The organism is Paenibacillus sp. J22FR21 (assembly GCF_056269135.1).
The window spans coordinates 158,734-183,224 of sequence record NZ_JBWDNJ010000005.1 but is presented as its reverse complement, the minus strand read 5'-3'; the positions used below and the strand labels follow the sequence as shown (position 1 = coordinate 183,224).

The 24,491-nt window shown below is 52.7% G+C and carries 24 protein-coding genes; 18 read left to right on the top strand and 6 right to left on the bottom strand.

Going from position 1 to position 24,491, the window contains the following annotated elements; all coding sequences use genetic code 11:
• Positions 1-38 precede the first annotated feature (38 nt).
• Positions 39-422 (bottom strand): DUF6220 domain-containing protein, encoded by a 384-nt coding sequence (locus AC0YNS_RS19310; protein WP_475782611.1) that lies wholly within the window; start codon positions 420-422, stop codon positions 39-41.
• 204 nt (positions 423-626) lie between these two features.
• Between AC0YNS_RS19310 and AC0YNS_RS19305 the strand changes: the two genes are divergently transcribed.
• From AC0YNS_RS19305 to AC0YNS_RS19295, 3 genes are all read left to right on the top strand, one after another.
• Positions 627-1,757 (top strand): substrate-binding domain-containing protein, encoded by a 1,131-nt coding sequence (locus AC0YNS_RS19305; RefSeq protein ID WP_475782610.1) that lies wholly within the window; start codon positions 627-629, stop codon positions 1,755-1,757.
• A gap of 71 nt (positions 1,758-1,828) precedes the next feature.
• Positions 1,829-2,524 carry an L-ribulose-5-phosphate 4-epimerase gene (araD, locus tag AC0YNS_RS19300; RefSeq protein ID WP_475782609.1) on the top strand — a complete coding sequence of 232 codons (696 nt, stop codon included), beginning with the start codon at positions 1,829-1,831 and terminating at the stop codon, positions 2,522-2,524.
• 82 nt (positions 2,525-2,606) lie between these two features.
• Entirely contained in the window at positions 2,607-4,286 is a 1,680-nt protein-coding gene (locus AC0YNS_RS19295) for a ribulokinase (RefSeq protein ID WP_475782608.1), read from the top strand.
• A gap of 419 nt (positions 4,287-4,705) precedes the next feature.
• Here the strand turns inward: AC0YNS_RS19295 and AC0YNS_RS19290 are convergent, their stop codons facing one another.
• Complete coding sequence (locus AC0YNS_RS19290; RefSeq protein ID WP_475782607.1) at positions 4,706-5,707, bottom strand: hypothetical protein; 1,002 nt, start codon at positions 5,705-5,707, stop codon at positions 4,706-4,708.
• 157 nt (positions 5,708-5,864) lie between these two features.
• On the opposite strand from AC0YNS_RS19290, the gene AC0YNS_RS19285 reads away from it, so the two are divergent.
• Positions 5,865-6,701, top strand: coding sequence for an alpha/beta fold hydrolase (locus tag AC0YNS_RS19285; protein ID WP_475782606.1), 837 nt, complete (start codon positions 5,865-5,867; stop codon positions 6,699-6,701).
• Between the two features lie 186 nt (positions 6,702-6,887).
• Here the strand turns inward: AC0YNS_RS19285 and AC0YNS_RS19280 are convergent, their stop codons facing one another.
• Positions 6,888-9,110 (bottom strand): methyl-accepting chemotaxis protein, encoded by a 2,223-nt coding sequence (locus AC0YNS_RS19280; protein ID WP_475782605.1) that lies wholly within the window; start codon positions 9,108-9,110, stop codon positions 6,888-6,890.
• A 191-nt stretch (positions 9,111-9,301) separates the two neighbouring features.
• A complete protein-coding gene (locus tag AC0YNS_RS19275; RefSeq protein WP_475782604.1) occupies positions 9,302-9,913 on the bottom strand; it encodes a superoxide dismutase in 612 nt (203 codons plus the stop codon).
• A gap of 293 nt (positions 9,914-10,206) precedes the next feature.
• Here AC0YNS_RS19275 and rfbC point away from each other — a divergent pair, with 293 nt between their 5' ends.
• The 10 genes from rfbC (at position 10,207) to folE (ending at position 18,009) form a co-directional block, all read left to right on the top strand.
• Positions 10,207-10,764: a dTDP-4-dehydrorhamnose 3,5-epimerase gene (gene rfbC, locus AC0YNS_RS19270; protein ID WP_475782603.1), complete on the top strand. Its 558-nt coding sequence runs from the start codon at positions 10,207-10,209 to the stop codon at positions 10,762-10,764.
• An 8-nt stretch (positions 10,765-10,772) separates the two neighbouring features.
• Positions 10,773-11,765, top strand: a complete 993-nt coding sequence (gene rfbB, locus AC0YNS_RS19265; RefSeq protein ID WP_475782602.1) for a dTDP-glucose 4,6-dehydratase — start codon at positions 10,773-10,775, stop codon at positions 11,763-11,765.
• On the top strand, positions 11,762-12,634 hold the full coding sequence (rfbD, locus tag AC0YNS_RS19260; protein WP_475782601.1) for a dTDP-4-dehydrorhamnose reductase: 873 nt from the start codon (positions 11,762-11,764) through the stop codon (positions 12,632-12,634). Before rfbB ends, rfbD begins: the two co-directional genes overlap by 4 nt.
• Before the next feature lie 269 nt (positions 12,635-12,903).
• The gene (locus AC0YNS_RS19255) at positions 12,904-13,326 is read left to right on the top strand and encodes a GNAT family N-acetyltransferase (RefSeq protein WP_090978788.1); all 423 of its coding nucleotides are present in this window, start codon (positions 12,904-12,906) and stop codon (positions 13,324-13,326) included.
• A 129-nt stretch (positions 13,327-13,455) separates the two neighbouring features.
• Positions 13,456-14,007, top strand: a complete 552-nt coding sequence (locus tag AC0YNS_RS19250) for a DUF402 domain-containing protein (protein ID WP_475782600.1) — start codon at positions 13,456-13,458, stop codon at positions 14,005-14,007.
• Positions 14,008-14,012: 5 nt separating this feature from the next.
• Positions 14,013-14,690 (top strand): signal peptidase I, encoded by a 678-nt coding sequence (gene lepB, locus AC0YNS_RS19245; protein ID WP_475782599.1) that lies wholly within the window; start codon positions 14,013-14,015, stop codon positions 14,688-14,690.
• Between the two features lie 34 nt (positions 14,691-14,724).
• Positions 14,725-15,873: a tRNA epoxyqueuosine(34) reductase QueG gene (gene queG, locus AC0YNS_RS19240; RefSeq protein WP_475782924.1), complete on the top strand. Its 1,149-nt coding sequence runs from the start codon at positions 14,725-14,727 to the stop codon at positions 15,871-15,873.
• A gap of 24 nt (positions 15,874-15,897) precedes the next feature.
• Positions 15,898-16,932, top strand: coding sequence for an HD-GYP domain-containing protein (locus AC0YNS_RS19235; protein ID WP_475782598.1), 1,035 nt, complete (start codon positions 15,898-15,900; stop codon positions 16,930-16,932).
• A 200-nt stretch (positions 16,933-17,132) separates the two neighbouring features.
• A complete protein-coding gene (locus AC0YNS_RS19230; protein WP_475782923.1) occupies positions 17,133-17,372 on the top strand; it encodes a YneF family protein in 240 nt (79 codons plus the stop codon).
• A 43-nt stretch (positions 17,373-17,415) separates the two neighbouring features.
• The gene (folE, locus tag AC0YNS_RS19225; RefSeq protein WP_475782597.1) at positions 17,416-18,009 is read left to right on the top strand and encodes a GTP cyclohydrolase I FolE; all 594 of its coding nucleotides are present in this window, start codon (positions 17,416-17,418) and stop codon (positions 18,007-18,009) included.
• A gap of 68 nt (positions 18,010-18,077) precedes the next feature.
• Here the strand turns inward: folE and AC0YNS_RS19220 are convergent, their stop codons facing one another.
• A complete protein-coding gene (locus AC0YNS_RS19220; protein ID WP_475782596.1) occupies positions 18,078-19,145 on the bottom strand; it encodes an alpha/beta hydrolase in 1,068 nt (355 codons plus the stop codon).
• 260 nt (positions 19,146-19,405) lie between these two features.
• On the opposite strand from AC0YNS_RS19220, the gene AC0YNS_RS19215 reads away from it, so the two are divergent.
• Complete coding sequence (locus AC0YNS_RS19215; RefSeq protein WP_475782595.1) at positions 19,406-20,152, top strand: IclR family transcriptional regulator; 747 nt, start codon at positions 19,406-19,408, stop codon at positions 20,150-20,152.
• 62 nt (positions 20,153-20,214) lie between these two features.
• On the opposite strand, the gene AC0YNS_RS19210 is transcribed toward AC0YNS_RS19215, so the two are convergent.
• Positions 20,215-21,459 carry an exo-alpha-sialidase gene (locus AC0YNS_RS19210; protein ID WP_475782594.1) on the bottom strand — a complete coding sequence of 415 codons (1,245 nt, stop codon included), beginning with the start codon at positions 21,457-21,459 and terminating at the stop codon, positions 20,215-20,217.
• 178 nt (positions 21,460-21,637) lie between these two features.
• Between AC0YNS_RS19210 and AC0YNS_RS19205 the strand changes: the two genes are divergently transcribed.
• The 3 genes from AC0YNS_RS19205 to AC0YNS_RS19195 all read left to right on the top strand — a co-directional run bounded on the left by AC0YNS_RS19205 (position 21,638) and on the right by AC0YNS_RS19195 (position 24,477).
• Positions 21,638-22,006 (top strand): hypothetical protein, encoded by a 369-nt coding sequence (locus tag AC0YNS_RS19205; protein ID WP_475782593.1) that lies wholly within the window; start codon positions 21,638-21,640, stop codon positions 22,004-22,006.
• 156 nt (positions 22,007-22,162) lie between these two features.
• A complete protein-coding gene (locus tag AC0YNS_RS19200) occupies positions 22,163-23,389 on the top strand; it encodes a glycosyltransferase family 2 protein (protein ID WP_475782592.1) in 1,227 nt (408 codons plus the stop codon).
• Complete coding sequence (locus tag AC0YNS_RS19195) at positions 23,386-24,477, top strand: glycosyltransferase family 4 protein (protein ID WP_475782591.1); 1,092 nt, start codon at positions 23,386-23,388, stop codon at positions 24,475-24,477. The genes AC0YNS_RS19200 and AC0YNS_RS19195 overlap by 4 nt, the downstream gene beginning before the upstream one ends.
• Positions 24,478-24,491 lie beyond the last annotated feature (14 nt).

The following is a 24,491-nucleotide window of genomic DNA, read 5'->3' as shown; positions in this document are numbered from 1 at the left end:
CATGTCCATTAAACGGAACATGCGGGTTTTGTTTGCTATCATGTACGGCGCCAAATCAGATAAGATCGCTTCACCGTGGAAACGGACAACCAAAGCAGAATCAAGGCGATGACAGGATGAGTAGCGGAGAAGTACGGGAGCTTCTCGCTCAAATGAGCGGTTGCATACTGGGCCATAACGAGAACGAGCATGGCTAGTCCAATCCAGCGAACGGCTCCGCGCACGCGGCCGAAGAAGGACAGGACGAATATTGCCAGCGGCACCGGTTCAATAATATGGACGAAATTCTTATGATCGGACCAATGCGTGCCATCGATAAAAGTAGCCATTCCGGCTATGTACACTTGAATGACAATACAAGCTGCAAATAATACCGCAAGCAAAAAGATCGTCAAGCGCAAATAACGATTGCCTTCGGGCATGCAAACCCTCCTCTCAAAATGGCCGTGCTGCTATCATTTTACTGCTGTCTGATCGTGTTTGTAAATTGTGCGGTAGTCTAGTTTTTGGTACACATGGAGCTAGCGATGGTCCTCATCCTTCTTGTATGTACGTACAAGTTGCGTGCATGCTATACTACAACCATACAAGTTGGCGGAAACAACAGAAAATAGAGGTGCTTGGCCATGAAGGAACAGCTTCCACCCAAATACATACAGCTCAAAGAGGAAATTGTCTCATGGATCGCAATGGCTCAGTTTAAGCCCCATGATAAGCTTCCATCTGAGAATGAAATCGCATCGCGGTTCGGCTTCAGCCGGCAGACCGTTCGTCAAGCGCTTGGCGATTTGGAGGCCGAGGGCTGGCTATACCGTGCTCAGGGTAAAGGAACTTTTGTTTCGGATGCGGAGAGGGGCCAGTCGCGTACCGAGCCTCAGCAGAAGCTGACGATTGGGATGATGACGACGCATATTTCGGATTATATTTTCCCCACGATCGTGCGCGGCGTGGAATCCGAGCTGCGGAAGCAGGGAGCCCGATTGCTGCTCTCCAGCACCGAGAATGAGAAGACGCGAGAGCGGGAGAATCTGGAGTCTATGCTGCTTCAGCAGCAGCTTGGGGGTCTGATCATTGAGCCTACCAAGAGTGCGGAGGGCAATCCGAATTTGGATTATTTTCTCGCGCTGGAGGCACGGAATATCCCTTATGTCATGCTGAATGAGCGATACAGCGATCTGGATGCGGTCTGCTTGAAGGTGGATGATGAGCTTGGCGGCTTCCGCGCGGTGGAGCATCTTGTGAAACTTGGGCATCAGCGCATTGCGGGATTTTTTAAGACGGACGACTTCCAAGGTGTACACCGAATGCGGGGCTTTATGCGCGGGCTCAGGGAGAGGAAGCTTACCCTTCAGCCTGAGTATATCATCCGTTATACGACTGAGGAGAAGTTAGTTAAGCCTGCTGCAATGCTGGCCGAGCTGCTGCTGCATGACCCGTCGGAGCGTCCCACGGCTATTGTGTGCTATAACGACGAGCTGGCCGTGAGGCTGCTGGATGTCATTCGACGCAGCGGGCTAAGTATCCCAAGCGATTTGTCCATGATCGGCTTCGATGATGCCACGCTTGCGACAGCAACGGAAGTGAAGCTTACGACGTTCGAGCATCCCAAGACGAAGATGGGTGAGGATGCTGTAGCACTATTGATGTCTATGATCGAGCAGCGCGGCGGCCAGGAACGTATCGCCGATGTGATCTATGAACCAAAGCTGATTATTCGTGAATCTACCGGCCCTGTTCCGGTACAGGCTCTAAATTAAGTCGTGACACACTTGTACGTACAAGTTATAATGGGCTTACTATTGACCTGGTGAGGGGAGTTTGAAGGCGTATGTTGGAAGCATTGAAGCAAGCGGTTTGGGAAGCGAACATGGAGTTGCCCCGCTACGGACTTGTGACGTTCACTTGGGGAAATGTGAGCGGCATTGACCGCGAAAGCGGATTGGTTGCCATTAAGCCGAGCGGAGTGCCGTATGAGGAGCTGCGTGCCGAGCAGATTGTTCTGGTGGATTTGGAAGGCCATGTTGTGGAGGGCAATCTTCGTCCCTCCTCAGATACGCCGACGCATGTGGCGTTATATAAGGCGTTCGAAGGCATTGGCGGCATTGTGCATACCCACTCGCCATGGGCTACGAGCTGGGCACAAGCGGGACGCGCGATTCCGGCACTGGGCACGACGCATGCGGATTATTTCTACGGAGAAATCCCTTGTACGCGTCCGATGACGGAGGCTGAAATTGATGGGGCTTACGAGCTTGAAACGGGCAATGTCATCATAGAGACCTTCGTGAAGGGTGGCATCGATCCGGTTCAGGTACCGGCAGCACTTGTGTACAGCCATGCGCCTTTCTGCTGGGGGAAGGACGCGCATAATGCGGTCCATAACGCCGTTGTCGTAGAGGAAGCGGCCAAGATGGCGCTGCATACGTTCCAGCTGAACCCGCAGGTCCAGCCGATGGATCAGCATCTGCTCGATCGTCATTACTTGCGGAAGCATGGCAAGAATGCGTATTACGGGCAGAAGTAGTAAGTCGGGAGTATGGCTTAGGTAGTCGTCGTCAACTTAATCGTCGGAAGTCGCAGTGTACACTATTCTAGGAGGCCTAATCATGAATTTTAAATATGCAATTGGTGTTGACTATGGTACGGAGTCTGGCCGCGCGGTGCTTGTTCGATTGTCCGATGGAGCCGAGATTGCCGAGCATGTCACGCCTTATCGTCACAACGTAATTGATGAGCGTTTGCCAGAAACCGGATTGAAATTGGAGCATGATTGGGCGCTGCAGCACCCGGCCGACTACATTGAGGTATTGGAGCAATCCGTGCCCGCGGTTGTGCGTGAATCCGGTATTGATGCTGCCGATATAATCGGACTGGGGATTGATTTCACCGCGTGCACGATGCTGCCGATTAATGAAGCGGGCCAGCCGCTATGCTTCGATCCGGCTTACAAGGAGAACCCGCATAGCTGGGTGAAGCTGTGGAAGCACCATGCAGCTCAGGATGAGGCGAACCGCATTAATGAAATTGCAGCGGCACGCGGAGAAGCGTTCCTGCCTCGCTACGGCGGCAAAATCTCCTCGGAGTGGATGCTCGCGAAAGTATGGCAAATCTTGAATGAAGCACCGGATATCTATGAAACAGCCGATCAATTCGTTGAGGCGACCGACTGGGTCGTGGGTCAAATGACGGGCAACATTGTGCGCAACAGCTGCACGGCCGGCTACAAAGCGGTTTGGCATAAGCAAGACGGCTATCCGAATCGCGCCTTCTTGAAAGCGCTTGACGAGCGGCTCGAGGATTTGGCGGAAACGAAGCTGCGCGGCGATGTTCTTCCGCTCGGTACGAAGGCCGGCGAGCTTACCGCTGAGATGGCTTCACGTATGGGGCTTGCTGCCGGCACTGCTATTGCAGTCGGAAACGTTGATGCACATGCGGCCGTTCCGGCGGTTGGCGTGGTAACACCGGGCAAGCTTGTCATGGCGATGGGCACGTCGATTTGCCACATGCTGCTTGGATCGGAAGAGAAGCAAGTGGAAGGCATGTGCGGCGTAGTGGAAGACGGCATCATTCCGGGTTATTTTGGCTATGAGGCGGGGCAATCGGCGGTTGGCGATATTTTTGCCTGGTATGTGGATGAGGCGGTTCCGGCCTATGTCGTTGATGCGGCCCGAGGGGAAGGAATCAGCGTCCACGAATGGCTGGAGAAGGCGGCAGCCGAGCTGAATGTCGGCGAATCCGGCGTGCTTGCGCTCGACTGGTGGAACGGCAACCGCTCCGTGCTTGTCGACACGAACTTGACCGGCATGCTGGTAGGGCTCACGCTGCTGACGAAGCCGCAGGAAATTTACCGTGCTTTGCTGGAAGCAACCGCATTCGGCACGCGCAAAATCATCGACGCTTTCCACAGCAACGGCGTGGAAGTGCACGAGCTGTACGCCTGCGGCGGCTTGCCGCAGAAGAACCGTCTGCTGATGCAAATCTACGCAGACGTCACCAACCGCGAGATTAAGATCGCGGCTTCGAAGCAAACGCCAGCGCTCGGCGCGGCGATGTTCGGCGCAGTCGCGGCCGGAGCGAGCAAAGGCGGCTACGACAGCGTCGTTGACGCAGCGGCAGCAATGGCCCGCGTTCGCGAGGAAACGTTCAAGCCGATCCCGGCGAACGTTGCCGTCTACGAGAAGCTGTACGCCGAGTATAACCTGCTGCACGACTACTACGGCCGCGGCGCGAACGACGTCATGAAGCGCCTGAAAGCGATCAAAGAAGAAGCGAGCAGCACGCACTAAATTATAAGAGCGGATGGAGCAGCCGGGGAGGCTGCGCATCCGCTTTTTTGTTTTGTGTTTGGAGGAGGAGGAGGTGGTGGGAATGTGCCGCTCTCACTACCGAGACTGCGCCGAAAAGAGGCTGAGAGTCGGGAAATGCGACTCTCAGCAGTCAAACTAACCTATCTGACTCCGCCTGTGCTGACACTAGCCCAGATTCGGTAACTGTAAGCGGAATAGCCGCTTACAGCGGGGGTGCGAGAAGGGATCAAATATGTAGCGTTAGCGACAACGAAAGCGGCATATCAGTTGGGAAATGGTAAGAGAAAGTAGTAGTCGGCCTTAATGGTTCAACCGTTAGGAGAGCTGCGAAGTGGCCAGCTCCTAGACTACAAAAACCCGCCCGCAGTTACTGACTGCGGGCGGTTTTTTTGTGTCGTTTAGCCTTGGTTGTTCTCCTCCAAGCGCTGGAGTTGTTCGTAGTTATTCTCGATTTGGTCGGGGTGAAGACCGAAATGCTCATCATCACTACGCGGGCCGCCAAATGGGGATACGGTGAGCTCAAGTCCGACGGTGTCGTTGAATTGAACCGGCAGGTACAGCAGTGACTCCGGAATACGGCGACCGTTGAGACGCAGTATGGTGTCGACGCTGCCAACGGTAGCAACGCCATTGACGGATATGATTCGGCCGTTATTGCCAAAACGAACAACACCTGTGCCTGCGAGCGCCTGTGCAATGGTCATCCCCGGGAAGTGTCTTACGTTATACACCTGTGTTACCCAAGGGAAGAACGTTCCGCCGTTAATAACAACTCGCACAAACCGCTGACCCGGTCCTGGGAAAGGCCCCGGTCCCGGAATCGGAATAGGGATCGGAATTGGAATCGGGAATGGTCCCGGTCCAGGGAACGGTGGAGGTGGGAAAGGCCCCGGTCCAGGGAATGGTGGAGGTGGGAAAGGCCCTGGTCCAGGCCCAGGCCCAGGCGGAAATCCGCCCCCGCCACCGCCAGGGAAGCCGCCGCCCCCGCCGCCAGGGAAGCCGCCGCCTCCGCCGCCGCCAGGGAAGCCGCCGCCACCGCCGCCGCCAGGGAAGCCGCCGCCGCCCCCGCCGCCAGGGAAGCCGCCGCCCCCGCCGCCAGGGAAGCCGCCCCCGCCGCCAGGGAAGCCGCCGCCGCCAGGGAAGCCGCCACCCCCGCCGCCACCAGGGAAGCCGCCACCCCCGCCGCCACCAGGGAAGCCGCCGCCTCCGCCGCCAGGGAACATGCCGCCTCCGCCGCCGCCAGGGAACATGCCGCCCCCGCCGCCGCCGGGGAACATGCCGCCACCGGGAAGCATGCCGCCCCCGCCGCCGGGAAACGCGCGTGGTCCGCCGCAGCCACAATCCGAATATTTACTGGAGTAGCCTGCAGGCGCACCAGGAATATACGTGTAGGTATTCATGTAGCAATCAAACTCCTTTTCCATAAGCGTGGATAGGTAATTGTCTCGGTTCAGTGTATGCGGCTATCGCCTATCTGGTGTTTGAGTTTGGCAGGTTTCAATACTATACGCCCGCCTCTCGGTATACATATAGAGATGGGAGAAAGGTGGCTGATTGATGGGGTTCTATGTGGAGGTAGAGCGCGGTGTAAAAGTGTACGTCGAAGATGTCGGATACGGCAGACCTGTCGTATTCGTGCACGGCTGGCCGGTCGACCGCCGAATGTGGGAGTACCAGCTGAATGTAGTGCCGAAATACGGTTTTCGCTGCATCAGCATTGATATGCGGGGCTTCGGCAAGTCGGATGCCCCTTGGCATGGGTACAATTACAACCGAATGTCGGACGACATTCGCATGGTGGTGGAATCACTCGGCATCCAGAACGCGACGCTTGTCGGCTTCTCCATGGGCGGTGCGATCACCATCCGCTACATCACACGGCACGCAGCCCGCGGAATGTGCGGGCTTGTCCTCGCCGCTGCCGCTGCGCCGTTGATGACCCGGCGCCCCGGCTACCCTTATGGCCAACCGGCCTCCGAATTCGACACCACGATTGTCGGGCTCATGACCGACAGGCCAAAGACGATTGACGGCTTTGGCCAGCTATTCTTCCATAAACCTATCAGCGACCCCTTTCGCACGTGGTTCAACGGCCTTGGATTCGATGCTTCTCCTTATGGTGCCATCGGAGGGATGAAGGCGCTGCGAGACGAGGATCTTCGCGCAGACTTGGCTCATGTCCATGTGCCGACCACCATCCTGCACGGCAAGCAAGACCGCATCGTTCCGTTCGCACTCGGCGAACTGCAGCATAAAGGCATCCGGAACTCCAGATTCATCCCCTTCGAGGGAAGCGGGCACGGGCTGTTCTACGACGAGAGAGAGAAATTTAACCGAGAACTGCTGAGTGTACTCACAGGTAAACTCGGCCCCCACACCCCGATCTACGATTGATGCTGAAACAACCAGAAAGCCCCGCCAATCGCAACACCTGCAATCGGAGGGGCTAAGCCAGCCGCTCAACGTATTCAATTGCCGCTCGCGAACTTCGCTCAATTTCAGCTGCCGTTCGCGAACTTCGCTCAATTTCAATTGCGGCTCGCGATTCAGCTACCGCTCGCGAACTTCACTCATCTTCCACTACCGCTTGCGAGCTTCGCTCAATTGGAACTGTCCAACCAGCTGCTGCAGGAACGCGGTAATGGCTTCAACATGATTGGAGGTATGGCGGACGTTGACGAAGTCGCCAAGCAGCTCCTGCACATTACCCTCAACCTCCGTCGAAATGCGGCGGTTCTGCTTGCTGACCGTCGCGATTTTCTCCATAATCACGACGACCTCGTCGATAATTTGCGATTTCAGCGAATCATCTTCCTGGGTGCTGCTGAGCAGCTCCGAAGCAGCCGCGACGAGTGCCGTTCCTTCAGACACGACTTGCGTGCCTTGAGCCATCGTAGTAGTAGCGTCCTTGGCATGGAGATAGATATCTTGAACGATGCTGTGAACTTCTTCCGTCGACTTCTTGGTGAGGGCGGCCAGCTTCCTGATTTCGCCTGCAACGACGGCGAAACCTCTGCCTTGCTCGCCGACTCGAGCCGCTTCAATAGAAGCATTCAACGCAAGCAGATGCGTTTGCGCCGAGATTTCCTCAATAACACCAAGGACATTGCGAATTTCATTCGTTGTTTGCATGAACGATTCGATCGACCGGTTCGTTTCCGTTACGCGGCCGGCTATCTGCTCCATTTTATCGCCAATCCGGAGCAGCTCCCCTTGTGCCACAGTGATGTTGGCAGAGGCCTTATCTTCAAGCTGTCGCAGCGTCTCGCGCATCTCGCCGGCCACATCCTTGGCGATGTCGATATCCTTCAGCTGATTCCGAATGCTGAGAATCATATCCCCGATCCGGCCGCTGACACGCTCGGTTGTGCTCGCAGTTGCTCCGGTCGTTTCAAGCAGCGCACGTTGGTTGGTCAACACATCGCCGGAGGCGAGCTTCACCTGCAGCATGACGCCTTCAAGAGAGTCGATCATGTTGTTAATCCATTTGGCAAGCTCGCGGGTTTCGTTAGCCGGAAACAAGCTCGTATCGAGCCGCTGAGTAAGGTCGCCCTTCCCCTCGGCATTAATGCGGATAAACTGGTTCAGCCTACGCATCTGGAGGGAAGTCACCAAGTTGCCTTTACGATCCAAGGACCACACCATAGCCAGTCCGAATACTATATTAAAGAGACCGACAAGAATGGCACCGGCAACTGGCAGGGCATTCGTGAACAAATAGTACGCGAGAATAGTTCCAAGCGCGCCCAGACCAGCCAACCAGCCCAAGGCATGCCGGAACTGGGTGAAGCGAATGCTCCGAATGCGGTACACTTCCTCTAAATCACCTTCGCACATCATTCCCCACACATCCGGACAATGGGGAAGCTGGAAAGTTACGCCCTTGCCGATAACGGGGATGTGCCGATAATCCGAATAACCGGGGAACTCCACGAACAAGTTGCTGCCGTTCCGAATCGTGTTCGCCACGCCGGGGTGCAGCTGTCCTGTAGCGGGATCCGTGAATACGAGCTCCAGCTCCGTGTGTTCCTTAACGGAAACGATGCCCCAATCCGTGGTTACACCGTCCATCAAATTCTCGCCATGCGTAAACGTGCGGTCTTCGAATCTGCTTCGCGATAAAGCAGTTCCCGGTGCGATATGAGTATTCAAGCCGGGACGCGCCATGAACAAATAGTTATCCCCGGAGTCGGGATACACATGCCCGGATTCCCGTTGGATGAGGTCACCGATGACATCATTGGGAACACGGCCGCAGAGTGCGCCTTTCCACTTGCCGCCATGTATAATTGGAGAAATAAACAGAAGGGTCATCTTATCGTGAAAAGAAGACGAGCTCGGCCCAATCTTCAGCGTCCTAGGATCAGCATAGGGACCGAATAAGCAGTTGCGGCCGCCAGGCGCGCCACCTTTCGAGTATGCCAGACCCGGTTCAAGCAGACTGTCCGTTCCATAATGCTCGCCGGTATGACGACCATCTGTTGAGAAAGCGACGCGACCATCTTCGTCCAGCATGAAGATTTCGGAGAAATCCGATGCGCGTGCCCGAGTTCCTGCGAATAAGCGCTCCAAGGCAGAGGGGTCCCAAGCTTCGTCTTCTGCCGCTCCGGGCTGACGGAAGGACAGCTGGTGGTGCAATCGGTCCAGATGATCCCAATATTCCGTCGTCCATGCGGTGAGGATATCCATACGCGTATCGGCGATGCCTTCGAAAATATCCGCTACATCTTCTTTCAACCCCGCATTCAGCTTGTACGACCACCATAAAGGCAGTCCTTTGCGAAATCCCAGCCAATTAAACATTAGGTATCCCCATCTCTCTACTGAGCTATATGGGAGGAATTATAACATGTAATTAGTTCGAATTGTCTAAAAATATAGATTTTCTTTAAAAAAAGCAAACTAATGTTAGGTAATTGGACACAGTTTAACGAAGTAACAGCAAAAAGACCTCCGTGCATAGAGCACGAAGGTCTTCGAATGCGAGCGAAAACTTATTTCGCTGCGTCGTAACGTTTGCCAACTTCGGACCAATTTACAACGTTCCAGAACGCTGCAATGTAGTCAGGGCGTTTGTTTTGGTAGTTCAGGTAGTAAGCATGCTCCCAAACGTCCAGACCAAGAAGAGGCGTGTCGCCTTCCATGATCGGGCTGTCTTGGTTCGGAAGGCTGTATACTTTCAGCTTGCCGTCTTGGCTAAGTGCAAGCCAAGCCCAGCCGCTGCCGAAACGAGTAGTTGCCGCTTTCGCGAAGTCAGCTTTGAATTGATCGAAGCCGCCCAGTTCGCTTGCGATAGCATCAGCGATAGCGCCTGTTGGTGCGCCGCCGGCGTCTGGTCCGATTGTTTCCCAGAACAGGGAGTGGTTAGCGTGGCCGCCGCCGTTGTTGCGAACAGCAGTGCGGATAGCTTCCGGTACGCTGTTCAGATCAGCGATCAAATCCTCGATGGATTTGCTTGCAAGCTCAGGAGCGGACTCCAGTGCAGCGTTAAGGTTAGTTACATAAGCGTTATGATGACGGTCGTGGTGAATCATCATCGTTGTTTCATCGATATGCGGCTCAAGCGCATTGTTTGCATAAGGCAAAGCGGGCAATTGGTGTGCCATTAATCAAAAACCTCCTATAATATGTATCGTTTTTCATTTCCATTATGCTCGTTCTCGGGCAATAAATCAACATAAATGTTTGTAAAGTACGACCTGCTGACAACTCCCTTGGAACACCTTCTAGCATGATCAAATTCAGACCTTGCAATTCATGGAAAATGAAATAAAGCTGTCTATTTTCATGAAAAACCACGGACGCCTAAGGGCAATGCCATCTGATTTTGTATATATCTATAGATAGTAGAACTTCTTGATATAGTCCGAGGGTAATGTCGTTCAAACGAGGGGTAACGATGAGAATATTCGAAACAAGGTTGAAAGATGTCAAATTGATAGAGGCAGCGGTACATGGCGATCATCGTGGTTTTTTTACAGAGAGCTACAATCAGGAGTTATTCGTGAAGCAAGGCATTCCCCATATCTTCGTGCAAGATAATCATTCCATGTCTACGGAAGCAGGTGTGCTTCGCGGACTGCATTATCAATTGAATCCGAAAGCCCAAACGAAGCTCGTCCGCGTTACGGCGGGAGCGATTTACGATGTCGTCTTGGATATACGTGCAGGGTCGCCGACATACGGCCATTGGCAGGGGTTCATTCTGAGCGCATCGAACAAAAGACAGCTTCTCGTTCCACAGGGCTTCGCCCATGGGTTCTGTACGCTTGTCCCGAACTGCGAGGTGCAATATAAAGTGGATGCGCTGTATTCACCGGAGCATGATCGCGGCATTGCATGGAATGACCCGCTGCTTGCCATTGATTGGCCGCTGGCGAATCCGATATTGTCGGATAAGGATCGGGGTCATCCCCCTCTGTCCACTGCGGAGAAAAATTTCTATTATGGAGGGTGAGTGAGCCTGTGAAACTGATTGTAACCGGCGGGTCCGGATTTATCGGCAGCAATTATCTTCAGTACATGATCGCAAACTATCCCAGCTACACCTTCATTAACGTCGATGCTCTGACCTACGCAGGCAATCCGGCGAATTTAACGTCGATTGCGAATCACCCAAACTACCGGTTTGCGCAAGCCGACATCGCGGATCGCGCTGCCATGGAACTCATTTTTGCACAAGAAGGTGTTGACGCCGTCATTCATTTTGCCGCTGAATCCCATGTGGACCGCAGCATCGCGCAGCCGGATATTTTCATCAGAACGAATGTGCTCGGCACACAGACGCTGCTGGATCTGGCCAAACAATACGATGTGGCTAAGTTCGTGCATGTATCCACCGACGAGGTGTACGGGACGCTTGGCGACACAGGTCTATTCACAGAGTCTACGCCGCTTGCGCCTAACAGTCCATACTCAGCCAGTAAAGCGGGGAGTGACCTGCTTGTCCGTGCCTATCATGAAACGTACGGCATGAACGTGAATATTACGAGGTGCTCCAACAACTACGGGCCTTATCAGTTTCCGGAAAAGCTTATCCCGCTCATGATTCAAAGAGCGCTCGCCGACCAGCCTTTGCCTGTCTACGGTGATGGCCTCAATGTGCGGGATTGGCTGTATGTCGAGGATCATTGCAGTGCCATTGACCGCGTGCTGCACGCGGGGCGTCCCGGTGAGGTGTACAACGTGGGCGGAAACAATGAACGCAGCAATCTTCAAGTGGTTTCTACGATCCTATCGGAGCTAGGCAAACCGGAATCACTTCTTACATTCGTCCAAGATCGTTTAGGGCATGATCGCCGATATGCTATCGATGCGGACAAGATCCGTAAGGAGCTTGGGTGGACCCCCAAATACGATTATCAATCAGGCATCAAATCCACGATCCGGTGGTATCTGGACAATCAAGCCTGGATCGAACACATTCAATCGGGCGCTTACTTGGGAGGTCGCTCATGACAGCTGCCAAGCAGGAACAACTGAAGATTCTCGTTACAGGCGCTAACGGTCAATTGGGACAAGAGCTCGTACAACTGAATGTCCGGCCGGAAATACACATCCTTGGGTACGGACGAGATAACCTTGATATTACAAACGCCGAGCAGTGTGCCGATGTCGTGAACGCCTATCGCCCGGATGTCATTATCCATTGCGCAGCCTACACTGCGGTGGACAAGGCGGAATCCGACGCGGATGAAGCGTATCGAATCAATGCCCTGGGCACGCGTAATATTGCAATGGCCGCGAAGGCATGCGGCGCCAAGCTTTGCTATATCAGCACAGACTATGTGTTCGATGGCAGTGGGAGTGTACCCTACGAGATTGAGGAGCCGACTAATCCGCAGACGGTCTATGGGCAATCAAAGCTCGCCGGCGAGCAGGAAGTTGTAGCGCTGCTTCATCGCTATTACATCGTTCGCACGTCATGGGTGTATGGGAAATACGGCAGCAATTTTGTCCGGACCATTCTCAAGCTGGCGAGTGAACGAGATCGATTGAAGGTCGTCCATGATCAAATCGGCTCGCCTACGTATACGCTTGATCTGGCGTTATTTCTGATCGAGCTTGTCCAGACCGACAACTATGGCGTCTATCATGCGTCCAATACCGGAAGCTGCTCGTGGTTTGAATTTGCACAGGCGATCGTACAGAACAAGGGCATGGCTGATTCGACTTTCACGATTGAACCTTGTACAACAGCGGAATTCCCGAGACCTGCAGCGAGACCGGCATATTCCGTCATGAGTCACTCCGCAATCCGGGGGGCCGGCTTGCAAGACCTAAGACCATGGCGGGAAGCATTAGCGCATTATATGAAGCATCCGTGAGGAAAAGTGCCCATGCGGCACTTTTTTGAATGGATTGATAGGGTTAATGTTATGAAAACGCTTAATTTAAAGCGTTTTCAATAGAATAATGTAGATTTATTATATTTTTTAAGGTTTTTTAAAGATTTTAGAAGGAATTCGAGCGAATTTGTCGTATTATTAAATTTACCTAAAGAAGAAGGGCTGTCGTTGTCTGCATGAAACGAAGTTCATTTCTTCCCTAGCAATGCCGTTATTTCCATACTGCGTTTGAAGAGGAGCTTAAAGTTATGGACGTTCGATCCTTCCAATTAGCTGATTATCGGCCCGTTACGGAACTGCTGGAGACTGTGCTGTCAGAAGAATGCTATGAACAAACGATGGAGGCTTTCGGCCGCCAGCTGTCATGGGACAGCGAGCTAGTACTCGTCGCTGCAGTTGACGAAGAAATCGCAGGTATCATTATCGGGACGATAGACAAGGGCAGAGGGTATTATTACCGTATTGCCGTACATCCGAATTACCAACGTCAAGGATTGGGTAAAGAGCTGATTCGCTCCCTTCGCGGACGATTCGAGCAGCGGAATGTAACGAAAATTATGGTGACGGCTGACGAACATAACGAGCCGATTCTTTCGCTTTATGAATCATTGGGTTATGCGGCAACGGACTTTTTCCGTTCCTTTCAGAAACTAAGTATTGTTGCCGGTTAAGCAACAAATCGGCTTGAGGCACTTATAAATAAGCAATTATGGACAAGCATATCTAGTGCGTCATTGATTTTGGCGTACAGATATGCTTTTCTTATAGTAAGAAAGTACCTCACTAGGAGTATTACGCTTATGACTACGTACCGTCCTTGTGTCATCAAGAGTTTCAAGAACAACGGCCATTTGCACCGGATGTGGCTGGAGAATTGGCAGGTTCCGACAGAGCTGCTGGCAAGCGAGCATGCGGCGGAATCGATGCATGTGTTCATCAACAGACAGACACCGATTCAAGAGGCAGACGGCAAGCAGTGGATCAGCCGAGTGCCTGCAGTATCCTTCTTTATCCCCGGCGAATGGTTCAATGTGGTTGGCCTGCTCGAGGATCACGGCGTTCGCTACTATTGCAATGTAGCCTCCCCACTCTTCTTCAAACATGATGTTCTTACCTACATCGATTACGACCTCGATGTTATCGTGCCCCGCGGAGGGAAAGCGCAAGTCGTCGATCAAGAAGAATATGAGCTCCATAAGATTGCCTATCACTATTCGGAAGAAGTTAACCGAAAAGTAATGGAGGGGCTAGGTGCGCTGCTGAAGCGGATCGAGAACGGACAAGCCCCTTTCAATGATGACCTTATTCTCGGTTATTTTGAGGCGTGGAACAAACATATGGGCGAGGTGTAGCAGCTATGAACGTCAATCCCGGTTCGGATACGGAGTCTTCGCAGCAGGCGGAGTTCGGGCCGCGCAAACGGTCAGGCTCCCCGAAGGTCAAGGTGAAAGCAAAGGCAGCAAGGGCTTCATCCTCTTCCGCTTCTCGCAAGGAGTCGAAGCCGCTGTCCCCTTGGGTTGCTGAATTGCGCAGCTGGTTCATTACGCTGGCGATTGCCGCTGTGATCGTGCTTTGCTTGAATGTATTCGTGTTTAACCTCTCTACGGTCAAAGGGCAGTCCATGGAGCCGACCTTGTATGAGAAGGAATGGCTGTTTGTGAATAAGGCTACATACTTAATGGGCGCACCTAAGCAAGGCGATGTGGTCATTCTGAAGGACCCTTCAAACGGTGTGGAGCATAAAGAATACTTGGTTAAACGAATTATTGGGATGCCGGGCGACTCGATTGAAATACGCGAGGGTCAGCTGTATCGCAATGGCAAGCTCGTAGTTGAGTCTTATACAGACACGGAAATTGAAGATTCGGATTATGGACCGGAAACGGTTACTGCCGATCATTATTTTGTGATGGGTGATAACCGCCACAATAAGGCGAGTCGCGACAGCCGGTCGTTTCAGGCTGTACCGCGCGATATGATTCTTGGCCGTGCAGATTTCATTCTGTGGCCGATCAGTAAATTGAACCATTTGTAGGTTTAAAGGAGACTCCGAGTTGGACGGGAGCAGCATGAACAAGATCAACTGGCAACAGTTAAAAGCCGAGATGAAGGACGCTGCGGCGAGTCTTGGCATCGACAAAATCGGAATCGCTTCCGCGGAGCCGTTCACGGAGCTGAAGCAGCGGCTGGTGCGGCATCGGGAGCTTGGCTATGAGTCCGGCTTCGAAGAGCCGGACCTTGATAAACGGACGGAGCCTTCGCTGCTCTTCGAAGATCCGAAGTCCATTATTGCGATTGCAATCGCTTATCCATCTAAGCTTGTGGATCCGCCGAAGTCCGAGCCGGGAGCAAGGCGCGGTTTGTTCTCGAGATCCTCTTGGGGCGATGACTATCACGGCGTCCTGCGCGAGCGGCTGCGGCGGCTGGAAGCTTGGCTGCTGGAACGCGTGCCTGAAGGACGCTTCTTAAGCATGGTGGACACGGGAGCGCTCTCAGATCGTGCAGTAGCAGAGCGGGCCGGGATCGGCTGGATTGGCAGCAACTGCTCGATTATTACGCCGGAGTGGGGCTCTTATGTGTACCTCGGCGAGATGATTACGAATTTGCCGCTTCCGCCGGATGCGCCTGTCACGGAGAGCTGCGGCAGCTGCACAGCTTGTATCGATGCCTGTCCGACGGACGCGCTTGTGGCACCGGGACAGCTGAATTCACAGCGCTGTATCTCCTTCGTCACGCAGACCAAAGGCGTCGTGACCGATGAGCTGATGCGCAAGATCGGCAATCGGCTCTATGGCTGCGATACCTGTCAGGTCGTTTGTCCCGAGAATAAGGGTAAGAATGCCACTCACCATCCGGAGCTTATTCCTGATCACGACAAAGTAAAGCCGCTTCTGGTACCGCTGCTCACAATAGGGAATCGGGCGTTCAAGGAACAGTACGGCAACAGCTCCTCGTCTTGGCGCGGGAGGAAACCGATTCAGCGCAACGCAGTTATCGCGCTTGGCAACTTCAAGGATGCAAGCGCGGTTCCTGCGCTTGCGGATGTGCTGCGCACGGATGCGCGGTTTGAGCTGCGAGCAACTGCCGCATGGTCGCTTGGCCGCATCGGCGGCGAGGTCGCGGTGGAAGTGCTCCAATCGGCTGCGCTGCGCGAGCAGGATGAAACGGTACAGAAAGCGATTAAGGACGCGCTCATGAGTATGACAGCTTCGACGTAAAGATATGGGGAAGAGGTAGACATCATGAAATATGTCGATATCGAAGCGGTTGAACCAGGCGATATTCTTGGCAAGACGATCTACGCCGTCAACGGGGCGGTGCTGCTTTCCTCGAATGTGCAGCTGACGGTCTTCATGATCAGCACCTTAAGACGCATTGGCGTCACCAATGTCTATATTAAAGATGCCGGCATTCAGGAGATGGAGGAGCAAGAAGAGATTCTGTCGGAGGAAACGAAGGTCGGCATCATTAAGCAGATGTCCGAGACGATGGACTCGATTCGCTCCGGCAAGGATTTCAACTCTCGCTCAATCAGTCTAACGATTGAAGATTTGCTCTTCGATGTGATCCGCAATAAGGATGTGCTCGTTCAATTGAACGACATCCGAACGCGTGATAATGCGGAGTATATTCATGCGATGAATGTCTGCATGATCTCATCTCTGCTCGGTGTCAGCTTGCAGCTGAATCAAGTGCAGCTGAAGGAGCTGGCAATCGGTGCGCTGCTGCATGATCTCGGGAAGCCGGACCTTGAGGCGGATGGGGAGAATGACGAGCCTAAGCGCCATACGTGGAGAGGTTTCGAGCTGCTGAAGGCCAAACGCGAGTTCAGCCTTCTTATCGCTCATGTTGCCTTTCAGCATCATGAGCATGTGGATGGGACAGGCGAACCGCGCGGACTGATCGGGGATCAAATTCACTTGTATTCCCGCATTGTGGCGGTGGCTAACACTTTCGATAACCTGCTCACAAGCGGAGGTGAAGGCAGTGGAAGACTGCTTCCGCATGAAGCCTGTGAGCGGATGATGGCGATGTCGGGAACGCGCCTGGATCACGAGATTCTTGTTCATTTCATGCGGATTGTTTCGATTTACCCGAACGGTGTGTCGGTCAGGCTTACGACGAAGGAGACGGGCATTGTCGTTGGACAGCACCGCGGACTGCCGGGGCGGCCAATCGTACGGGTCCTTCAACGTGAGTCGAATGACAGCGTGGAGAGCCGCGAGATTGATATGGCGAAGCATACGACGGTGTTTATTGAACAAGTGCTGGGTTAAGCTGGGATTCTCTAATGAACGTTCGTGCCAATTTGCTCCAACACAGTGCCCGCCATGCGCAGTTATAGCGTTCGGACATAGGAGGATCCCTTCTGCAAGCTGGGGTCCTACTTTCCTTTACAGATTGTTTGCGAACGCATGGTCCTACATGCTATTATAAGTTGCAATATACTTACAGATAAGGACAAGGTGAGATGACAATGTGGACGGTCATTATTTCGATCATTACGCTCATAGTCGGCGCTGTTGGCGGCTTTTTCGCGGGCGTATACTACTTGCGCAAGCAGCTGGAGAAGATGCAAAACGATCCGGAAATGCTGAAAAAGATGGCAAAGCAAATGGGCTACAATATGAATAACCAACAAATGTCTAAAGCACAGCAAATGATGAAGAACCAGCAATTTACGAAGGGGAACAATCGGCCGGGCGGACGGAAATAATAGGCAAGGGCGATTGGTTCACAGGAAAGGAGACGTTGCAGATATGGCGGGCAAGAAAGATTACGTCAATGCAGCCGTTTCATCGAATCGGGAACAGATAGAGCATCATGTTCGTGAAATATTGAAGCTCATCGGAGAAGATGTGGAGCGCGAAGGTTTGCTGGAAACACCGGCACGCGTAACGCGTATGTATGAGGAAATTTTCGCAGGCTATGAGGTTGATCCGCGCGAAGTGCTGGGTGTTACGTTTGACGAGCAGCATGAAGAGCTGGTTATCGTACGTGACATTGTGTACTACAGCCAGTGCGAGCATCACATGGCTCCGTTCTTCGGCAAAGCGCATATCGGGTATATTCCAAGCGGCAAGATCGCAGGTTTGAGCAAGTTTGCGCGTCTGGTTGATGCGGTGACACGCCGTCTTCAAGTGCAAGAGCGCATTACTTCGCAAATCGCGGATATTATGGATGAAGTGCTTCAGCCCCATGGCATTATGGTAGTCGTCGAAGGCGAGCATTTGTGCATGTGCGCGCGCGGCGTGAAGAAGTCGGGCAGCAAGACGGTAACGTCGGCAGTCCGCGGTGACTTCCGCACAAGCGCGGCGCTCCGTTCGGAGTTTCTCTCGCTGCTTAAGCAATAATAACTATAAAGGCTCTTTCTTGCAGGCTGCCGGTCATCGGCGGTCTGAACAAGAAAGAGCCTTTTGTTTTAAGCGGCTGCTGTGGATTTGCGAGCGGCATCGACTTGACTAAGGAACAGCGCAGCGCGCTGAATATATTCTTTCGGATGGGTACGGTAGAGCATCTCATGCATACCGCCTTCCACGATCCACTCCCGAGAGAGGGAATTGTACTGGCTTGCAGACACCTGCTCTGCGGTGGCCACCGGTGCTATCGCATCTGCGGTGCCATGCATAATGAAGAGCGGCATAGTATAGGTCGTTTGCAGTACCTGCTCCACAGGCAGCTGATTAAACTTTACACCGGTGAAGAACGGGAGCATCCATTCGATAATCGGGATGGATGGGTATTTAGGTAAATCCATATATTGGCGTACGTTATTGTATAAGGAATCAGAGCTTGGGAGAAACGTACTGTCGAGAATCATCGCATCGATGCTGTCCGTCGAATCTGTCTGCAGCGCTGCCTGCAGCGCGGTGCCGGCTCCCATCGAGAAGCCCCAGACAACTACCTCGTCAGCGCCTTGCGACCGCGCATAATTGACCGCCGCCAGCAATTGCTGCGATTCCTCCTTACCGCCTGTAGCCGGAGAACGCTGGCCGGAGGAGGCGTAGCCGTAATCAAACATGAATACATTATAGTGCAGCCGATTCAGGAGTGCCGCCAGCTCGTACATAGGCACCCAAGTTTCCTCACGGTTCGCGCCATAGCCGTGGCTGAAAACAACCGTTCTGTCGGAATGTGTTGCCGCTCCTACTGCGGGGATATACCAGCCGTGTACGGTCGTGCGGCCGCTCTTGCTTGGGAAGGAGACATCGCTGTAATCCAGCCCTTGAGCAATCTTCGGGTTCGAGTATAACGCAGGTACATAAGGATGTGCGATTACCCATGCGACATAGCCGTGGAAGGCGAGCGCAGTGAACAGCAGCAAGGCTGCCATGGCTGACAGTACAGCAAGTGCAGCATGTTTGCGGCGTGTGCGTGTTCCGGCATTTGCCCGTTCGGGTACTTGCGGCGAAGGGAGCAGCGGGGGGAGCAGTCCGGGCGTAAAGCCGCCGGCTGCGGGAAGTGCAGGACTCAGTGTCGTTGTGCTCATGGTGGATGCCCCCTTAAGAAGAGTAATTATGATAACGATTGCCAGTAGAATAATGAAAGCGCTTAACTAGTTCTATATTCCTATCGTATGGCGCGCTGCCGTGGCCTGTCAATGCGTGTCGACGTAATGTTAACGTCCTGTAACATGGCTGTAAAATAAGTCAATTCTGGGGGCAAAGCTTTACCGAGCCGCCATCCTTACGTTATACTGACTGTAACCAAGTTTCACTGAGTGAAACTATAGCGAGGAGCCAACTTACTATGGCTGAGGATGGAAAATCAACGGTTCGTGCTGTCGAACGAGCACTGGATATATTGCTTTGCTTTACGGTGAAGAAGGAGTGGGCGATGACGGAGCTTGCCGATAACGTAGGGCTGCATAAAAGCACCGTGCATCGCATGCTCGCCACGCTTGAGGAACGAGGCTTCGTAGCCCGCGATGCGGCATCGGATCGCTATAAGCTTGGGCTTCGCATCTGGGAACTGTCGGCGAATATGTCAGGCGCGGATGACCCTGCTGTTATCGGGCTGCCGGAGATGGAGCGACTGCGCGATATGCTGGGGGAAACCGTCAGCCTGTATCTGCGTGACGGCAATGAGCGGATTCGCATTCAAGCGGTCCAGAGCATCCAGGCCATACGCAGGGTGGCTCCGATTGGAGCAAGATTGCCGCTGTATGTCGGTGCATCAAGCAAAGTGCTTATCGCCTTCGAGGAGTCTGTCAAACGCGAAGAGCTGCTTGCTGACGCCTCGTGGCCGGCAGCCTTCGACCGGCACCAGTATCGGGAGCAGATGGCGGAGTGGCAGAAGCTCGGTTACGCGATGAGCGTGGAAGAGCGCGAGCAGGGTGCGGCAGCGGTTGCTGCGCCGGTCTTCTCTCGCACGGGCAAGCTGGTCGCGGCATTGTCCGTGTCCGGTCCGGCGAATCGGCTGACGACGGAAATCATGCGCAGCCAAGCGCTTGCTGTTATTGAGGCGGCGCGCCGGCTTGGCGTCATGTTGAAATAAACGAATAAGAGTCGAGCTAAAGGCATTTGCCTTCGAGCTCGACTCTTTTTTGTACGAATAACCTATGGAATAATGACATCTGAATAGCCTGCGAAGATACAGAACGTTCCTGGCGTTGTATCCATCCATACGCCGATATAGCCGCCCGGCGGAACGCTGACAATGTCGATATAATCGCCGATGAGCGGAACCGGTGTAGGGCTGCTGGCATTCGGATTGAACGAGACGTTGGTGATCCTTGTGTTCGTAAAAGTAGCTCCGCCGTTAATCGACCGGGCCACATAAACGTCGAGGTCAAAGCCGTTAATTTGGTTGCTGTAATAAATGACATTGACAACCCCTGTTAATGGATCGACATCAATGGCTGGGAAGAAGTTTTGCGAATTGGCCGGAGCGCCTGTTATGCTGACCGGTATCGTCCAGTTGTTCGTGTCGGGTGCTCGCTTAGACATAAAGATATCGGCATAACCAAGCCGATTATCCTGCCACACGGCATAGGCCTGGTTCGTGAAGGGGCCTACCGAACGATCCGTTGAAATATTGGCAAAGGTGAGTACGCGGAAGTTATATCCGACAACGGGCAGAGGGGAAGGGACAGGGACGACGTTCGAGACGATGACAGCGTTTGGAAAGGAAGCACCGCCGTCAGTCGACTGACGAACGATGAAGTTGAAACTGGGGTCAACTGTGACATAAGCGACATCGACAACACCGACCAGATCCACTGTAATATCGGGCCGTTCAACTTGATCGGCTTCGTTCGAAAGCAGCAAAGGCTGATCCCAGGTGGTGCCGTTATCTCTGGATCGATTGAAGAAGGCAACCGAGTTACCGCCATTATCAACGTTGAATTGGCGGTTATACGTAACATACATATTCCCGATAAAAGGACTCGCTTGCGAGGCATCAACCGTGCAGTTTGTTTCATCGTTGTTAATATACGATCCAAAGCCTGGGTTGACAATCACGGGTGCGCTGAATGTCGCACCATTGTCGAGGGACTTGTAGACGACGGTTGTACCATATTCTTCGCCAGGGAATACGTGAGCCGTCACAATAAAGATATTTGGGAATCCATACGACACAACAGGAGCTTCTGCGCCGTTAAATCCCGGGGGCAAAGGAAGCAGGCTGTTGGCCCAGCTGAATCCGCCGTCTAAGGAACGATACAGACCAATCAGAGGGGGACCTGATGACTCGTCGACGGCAACCGAAAGCATGATGCCCGGAATGAGTAAGTTGACAGCTACACTCGGTTCGAATTTAGGATTCCCTGACGGCGTGACCTGAAAGTTAAAATTGGTCATATTTATCCTCCTTTACAAATTAATATTTTCATAATGTATTGTACGGAGTTTGTCGAATATTGCTTGTTAAAGTATCACGAAATGATTGAAAATGTGTGATTGGAGGTGGATTATTTCCCAATCATTCATGCTATGAAAGGAATAAAATGTAATTAATTGACATATAGGAGGTGAGGACATGCCGTTTACATCCGGATTGATTCATAACGATTTACCGACGCCCGCTACAGGTGTTGTTATAAACGCACGGAACATCACTAGCACGACGGCTTTGGTGTTGATTGAGGTCTATGTTGTACCTCCAACGACGAATACGCTTACGCTGATCTATCTAACCGGCTATAATCTGCCCGGCAAATCGAGCGATTCTCGTGAGTTTAATATTGCAGGCGACATTGCCTATGAAATTCAGGTAAATGCATCAGGGGTACTTTCAGAGGTTGCCTTTACGGCTTTCGGGGTGGATAATTACGGTTTACCTGTTGATGGCCAACAGATGCTTGCGATGGATTGGCAGGAAATTACTGCTTTCTCGACAACACCATAGTAATAAGGTCCAAGATTAGAGATGGGAGTTTAGCGAATGGCGCTGAATTCCCATTTTTTTTATGAAAAGGCTAACGCCTCAAGGGATAGCCGCACAAGCAAACGGATGCCATATAAATACAATAGTACAGGATGGTGCATTGGAAGGAGTGACAGTATGATCGACTTAGGGGTTGTCATGCCACTATACAAGCAGAAACCGGCGTTCCTTGCAGCGGCGCTGGAATCCGTGCTTAAGCAAACGTTCCAGCAGTTCAAGCTAATTATTGTCATTGACGGGGCACCAGAAATGGAGCCGCTCGTCCGCATGCTCATTCAAGGCGATAAACGAGTGCAAATCGTTTCCCATGTTTATAATCAGGGAGTCGCCAAAGCGCTGAACACCGGCTTTCAATATCTACATGACATGCCCAATATTGACTATTTAACGTGGGTGTCCAGCGATAATGTCTACTATCCGAGATTTCTGGAGACGCTTCGAAACGCCTTAGTGAAAGGACCGCAGGAGCTGGGCCTTGTCTATAGCTCATTCCAATCGGTCGATAACGAAGGGCATACGATCTATGATGAGAAGTTGCTCGCCGTCCAGCGGCAGTATCAATCGCAGCCCATTGAGAAGCTGCTGGATTCCTCTCTCATCGGTGTCTCTTTTATGTATAAATCGATTTATGCCAAACAGATTGACGGTTATGAGCTTGTACCGGTAGAGGATTATGATTACTGGCTGCGTATTACGGAGCATTGCAAAATCAAGTATATTCCGGTGGAGCTGCTCGATTATCGCGTGAACTCCACGTTTAGTGTATCAGCAACGCTGCAATCGACCGCCCAGCACCGCATATGGCGGTACGCGTATCATTTGGCCAGACATCGTGCCAGGATGCGCAGGGGGATTGCCCCCTACACGACGATACTATTTCCGGTGAAGGAGTCTAGTCCAGAGGCGATCGCGCGAATCGAGAACCTCTACGAGCAAACCTTCAGTAACTATACATGCTATATCCTGGATCTCTCTCCGGACATGCGGGTAACGGCTGATCTGTCGCACATTTCCCATCCGACGACGGATTTCAAATGGTTCCCGAATGCCAATGTGGCAACGGCGCTGCTTCACGCTACTCAGATGATTCAAACGCCTTACAGCTACATCCTTGGACCGCGTCTCTTTAATGACTTAATGGAGCTTACGGTGCTGCACAATGAGATGGAGAAAGCCGCTCCCGATCTCATGTCCAACTACTACACCGAGGATGGCAGCGCGGTTGGTTACCGTCATTCCAGCACTGAATGTGCTAAAGCCGGGATGTACGACGAGCTGTTCCGCAGGCAAAGTCTGGTTGAGTATGTGAAAGCTAATTTTGCTCAAATGAGTGATCCGGGATGAAACTTTTATTTACCTTCTTTAATCCCAGCGGCGGGATGGAAACACTCAATCGGATTCGCTGTCAGGCCTTTAAGAAAATGGACGTGGAATGCCACTTGCTCTATTCCTTGGATGGCGAGGGACTCAAAAACATTAAAGACATTCCTACTTTCGTGATGAATGATGAGGCTTCCATCGCCAAGCTGATCCAAAGGCAAAACTACGATGCCATCGTCGTATGTACAGATGTGATGATGCTGCTGACCATCAAGAAGGCCGGTTTTAAAGGACATCTTATCTTTGAAATTCAGGGCCTGGGAACGCTGCAAACCGCTAGCGCGGTGCTCACCGATATATCGGCGCGCGTGCTGCAGGCGGCAGACGGCGTGCTGTACCCGCAGACGAGTCATCTGCAGGAGCTGATGGCGGCGCATCTGCAAGGAATCCCTCATTTCTGCTTTGACGATCCGCTGGATACGGAGGGGTTCGGCTACAGCTCTTATCCGCCGAAGCCGTTTCCGATCATTGGCTGGGTCGGCCGAATTGAGGCCAATAAGAACTGGCGGGAGTTTCTTCTCATTGGATCCCGCATGCTGCAAAAACATCCTGAAGGCTATCTGTGGATCTTTGGCGATACGACACTGGGCGAACCGGTGGAGAAGGAGCATTATGACAGATGGGTTAACGGCCTGCAATTGCAGCATAAACTCATTGCCTATTCGAACATTCCGCATGAGCAAATTGCAGACTATTTCTCGGTCATTGGGGATTCGGGGGGATTTCTCTGCTCGACCTCCATTCTGGAAGGCTTCGGCTATGCGGTAGCGGAAGCGATGCTCTGCCGTTGTCCGGTGCTGACAACGGATTCTGATGGTATCCGGAGATTTCTGATTCATGATGTAACAGGGAAGCTGTATGCGCGCGGCAACGTCAATCAAGCCGTGATCCAAGGCGAATCACTAATGAAGGACACTTCACTTCGCAACAACATTCGCAAGAATGCCGAGAAGCATATTAAACAGCATTTCTCTTCCGAGAAATACACCACTAACTTTATGAACATGCTTAGGAGCTTATCGAAGTTAAAACCCAAGTCTGGGCATGTCTGATATAGATAAACAGA

Coding starts and splice junctions, on each gene's coding strand:
- AC0YNS_RS19310 (WP_475782611.1), bottom strand. CDS start 422: ATGCCCGAAGGCAATCGTTATTTGCGCTTGACGATCTTTTTGCTTGCG.
- AC0YNS_RS19305 (WP_475782610.1), top strand. CDS start 627: ATGAAGGAACAGCTTCCACCCAAATACATACAGCTCAAAGAGGAAATT.
- araD (WP_475782609.1), top strand. CDS start 1,829: ATGTTGGAAGCATTGAAGCAAGCGGTTTGGGAAGCGAACATGGAGTTG.
- AC0YNS_RS19295 (WP_475782608.1), top strand. CDS start 2,607: ATGAATTTTAAATATGCAATTGGTGTTGACTATGGTACGGAGTCTGGC.
- AC0YNS_RS19290 (WP_475782607.1), bottom strand. CDS start 5,707: ATGAATACCTACACGTATATTCCTGGTGCGCCTGCAGGCTACTCCAGT.
- AC0YNS_RS19285 (WP_475782606.1), top strand. CDS start 5,865: ATGGGGTTCTATGTGGAGGTAGAGCGCGGTGTAAAAGTGTACGTCGAA.
- AC0YNS_RS19280 (WP_475782605.1), bottom strand. CDS start 9,110: ATGTTTAATTGGCTGGGATTTCGCAAAGGACTGCCTTTATGGTGGTCG.
- AC0YNS_RS19275 (WP_475782604.1), bottom strand. CDS start 9,913: ATGGCACACCAATTGCCCGCTTTGCCTTATGCAAACAATGCGCTTGAG.
- rfbC (WP_475782603.1), top strand. CDS start 10,207: ATGAGAATATTCGAAACAAGGTTGAAAGATGTCAAATTGATAGAGGCA.
- rfbD (WP_475782601.1), top strand. CDS start 11,762: ATGACAGCTGCCAAGCAGGAACAACTGAAGATTCTCGTTACAGGCGCT.
- AC0YNS_RS19255 (WP_090978788.1), top strand. CDS start 12,904: ATGGACGTTCGATCCTTCCAATTAGCTGATTATCGGCCCGTTACGGAA.
- AC0YNS_RS19250 (WP_475782600.1), top strand. CDS start 13,456: ATGACTACGTACCGTCCTTGTGTCATCAAGAGTTTCAAGAACAACGGC.
- lepB (WP_475782599.1), top strand. CDS start 14,013: ATGAACGTCAATCCCGGTTCGGATACGGAGTCTTCGCAGCAGGCGGAG.
- queG (WP_475782924.1), top strand. CDS start 14,725: ATGAACAAGATCAACTGGCAACAGTTAAAAGCCGAGATGAAGGACGCT.
- AC0YNS_RS19235 (WP_475782598.1), top strand. CDS start 15,898: ATGAAATATGTCGATATCGAAGCGGTTGAACCAGGCGATATTCTTGGC.
- AC0YNS_RS19230 (WP_475782923.1), top strand. CDS start 17,133: ATGTGGACGGTCATTATTTCGATCATTACGCTCATAGTCGGCGCTGTT.
- folE (WP_475782597.1), top strand. CDS start 17,416: ATGGCGGGCAAGAAAGATTACGTCAATGCAGCCGTTTCATCGAATCGG.
- AC0YNS_RS19220 (WP_475782596.1), bottom strand. CDS start 19,145: ATGAGCACAACGACACTGAGTCCTGCACTTCCCGCAGCCGGCGGCTTT.
- AC0YNS_RS19215 (WP_475782595.1), top strand. CDS start 19,406: ATGGCTGAGGATGGAAAATCAACGGTTCGTGCTGTCGAACGAGCACTG.
- AC0YNS_RS19210 (WP_475782594.1), bottom strand. CDS start 21,459: ATGACCAATTTTAACTTTCAGGTCACGCCGTCAGGGAATCCTAAATTC.
- AC0YNS_RS19205 (WP_475782593.1), top strand. CDS start 21,638: ATGCCGTTTACATCCGGATTGATTCATAACGATTTACCGACGCCCGCT.
- AC0YNS_RS19200 (WP_475782592.1), top strand. CDS start 22,163: ATGATCGACTTAGGGGTTGTCATGCCACTATACAAGCAGAAACCGGCG.
- AC0YNS_RS19195 (WP_475782591.1), top strand. CDS start 23,386: ATGAAACTTTTATTTACCTTCTTTAATCCCAGCGGCGGGATGGAAACA.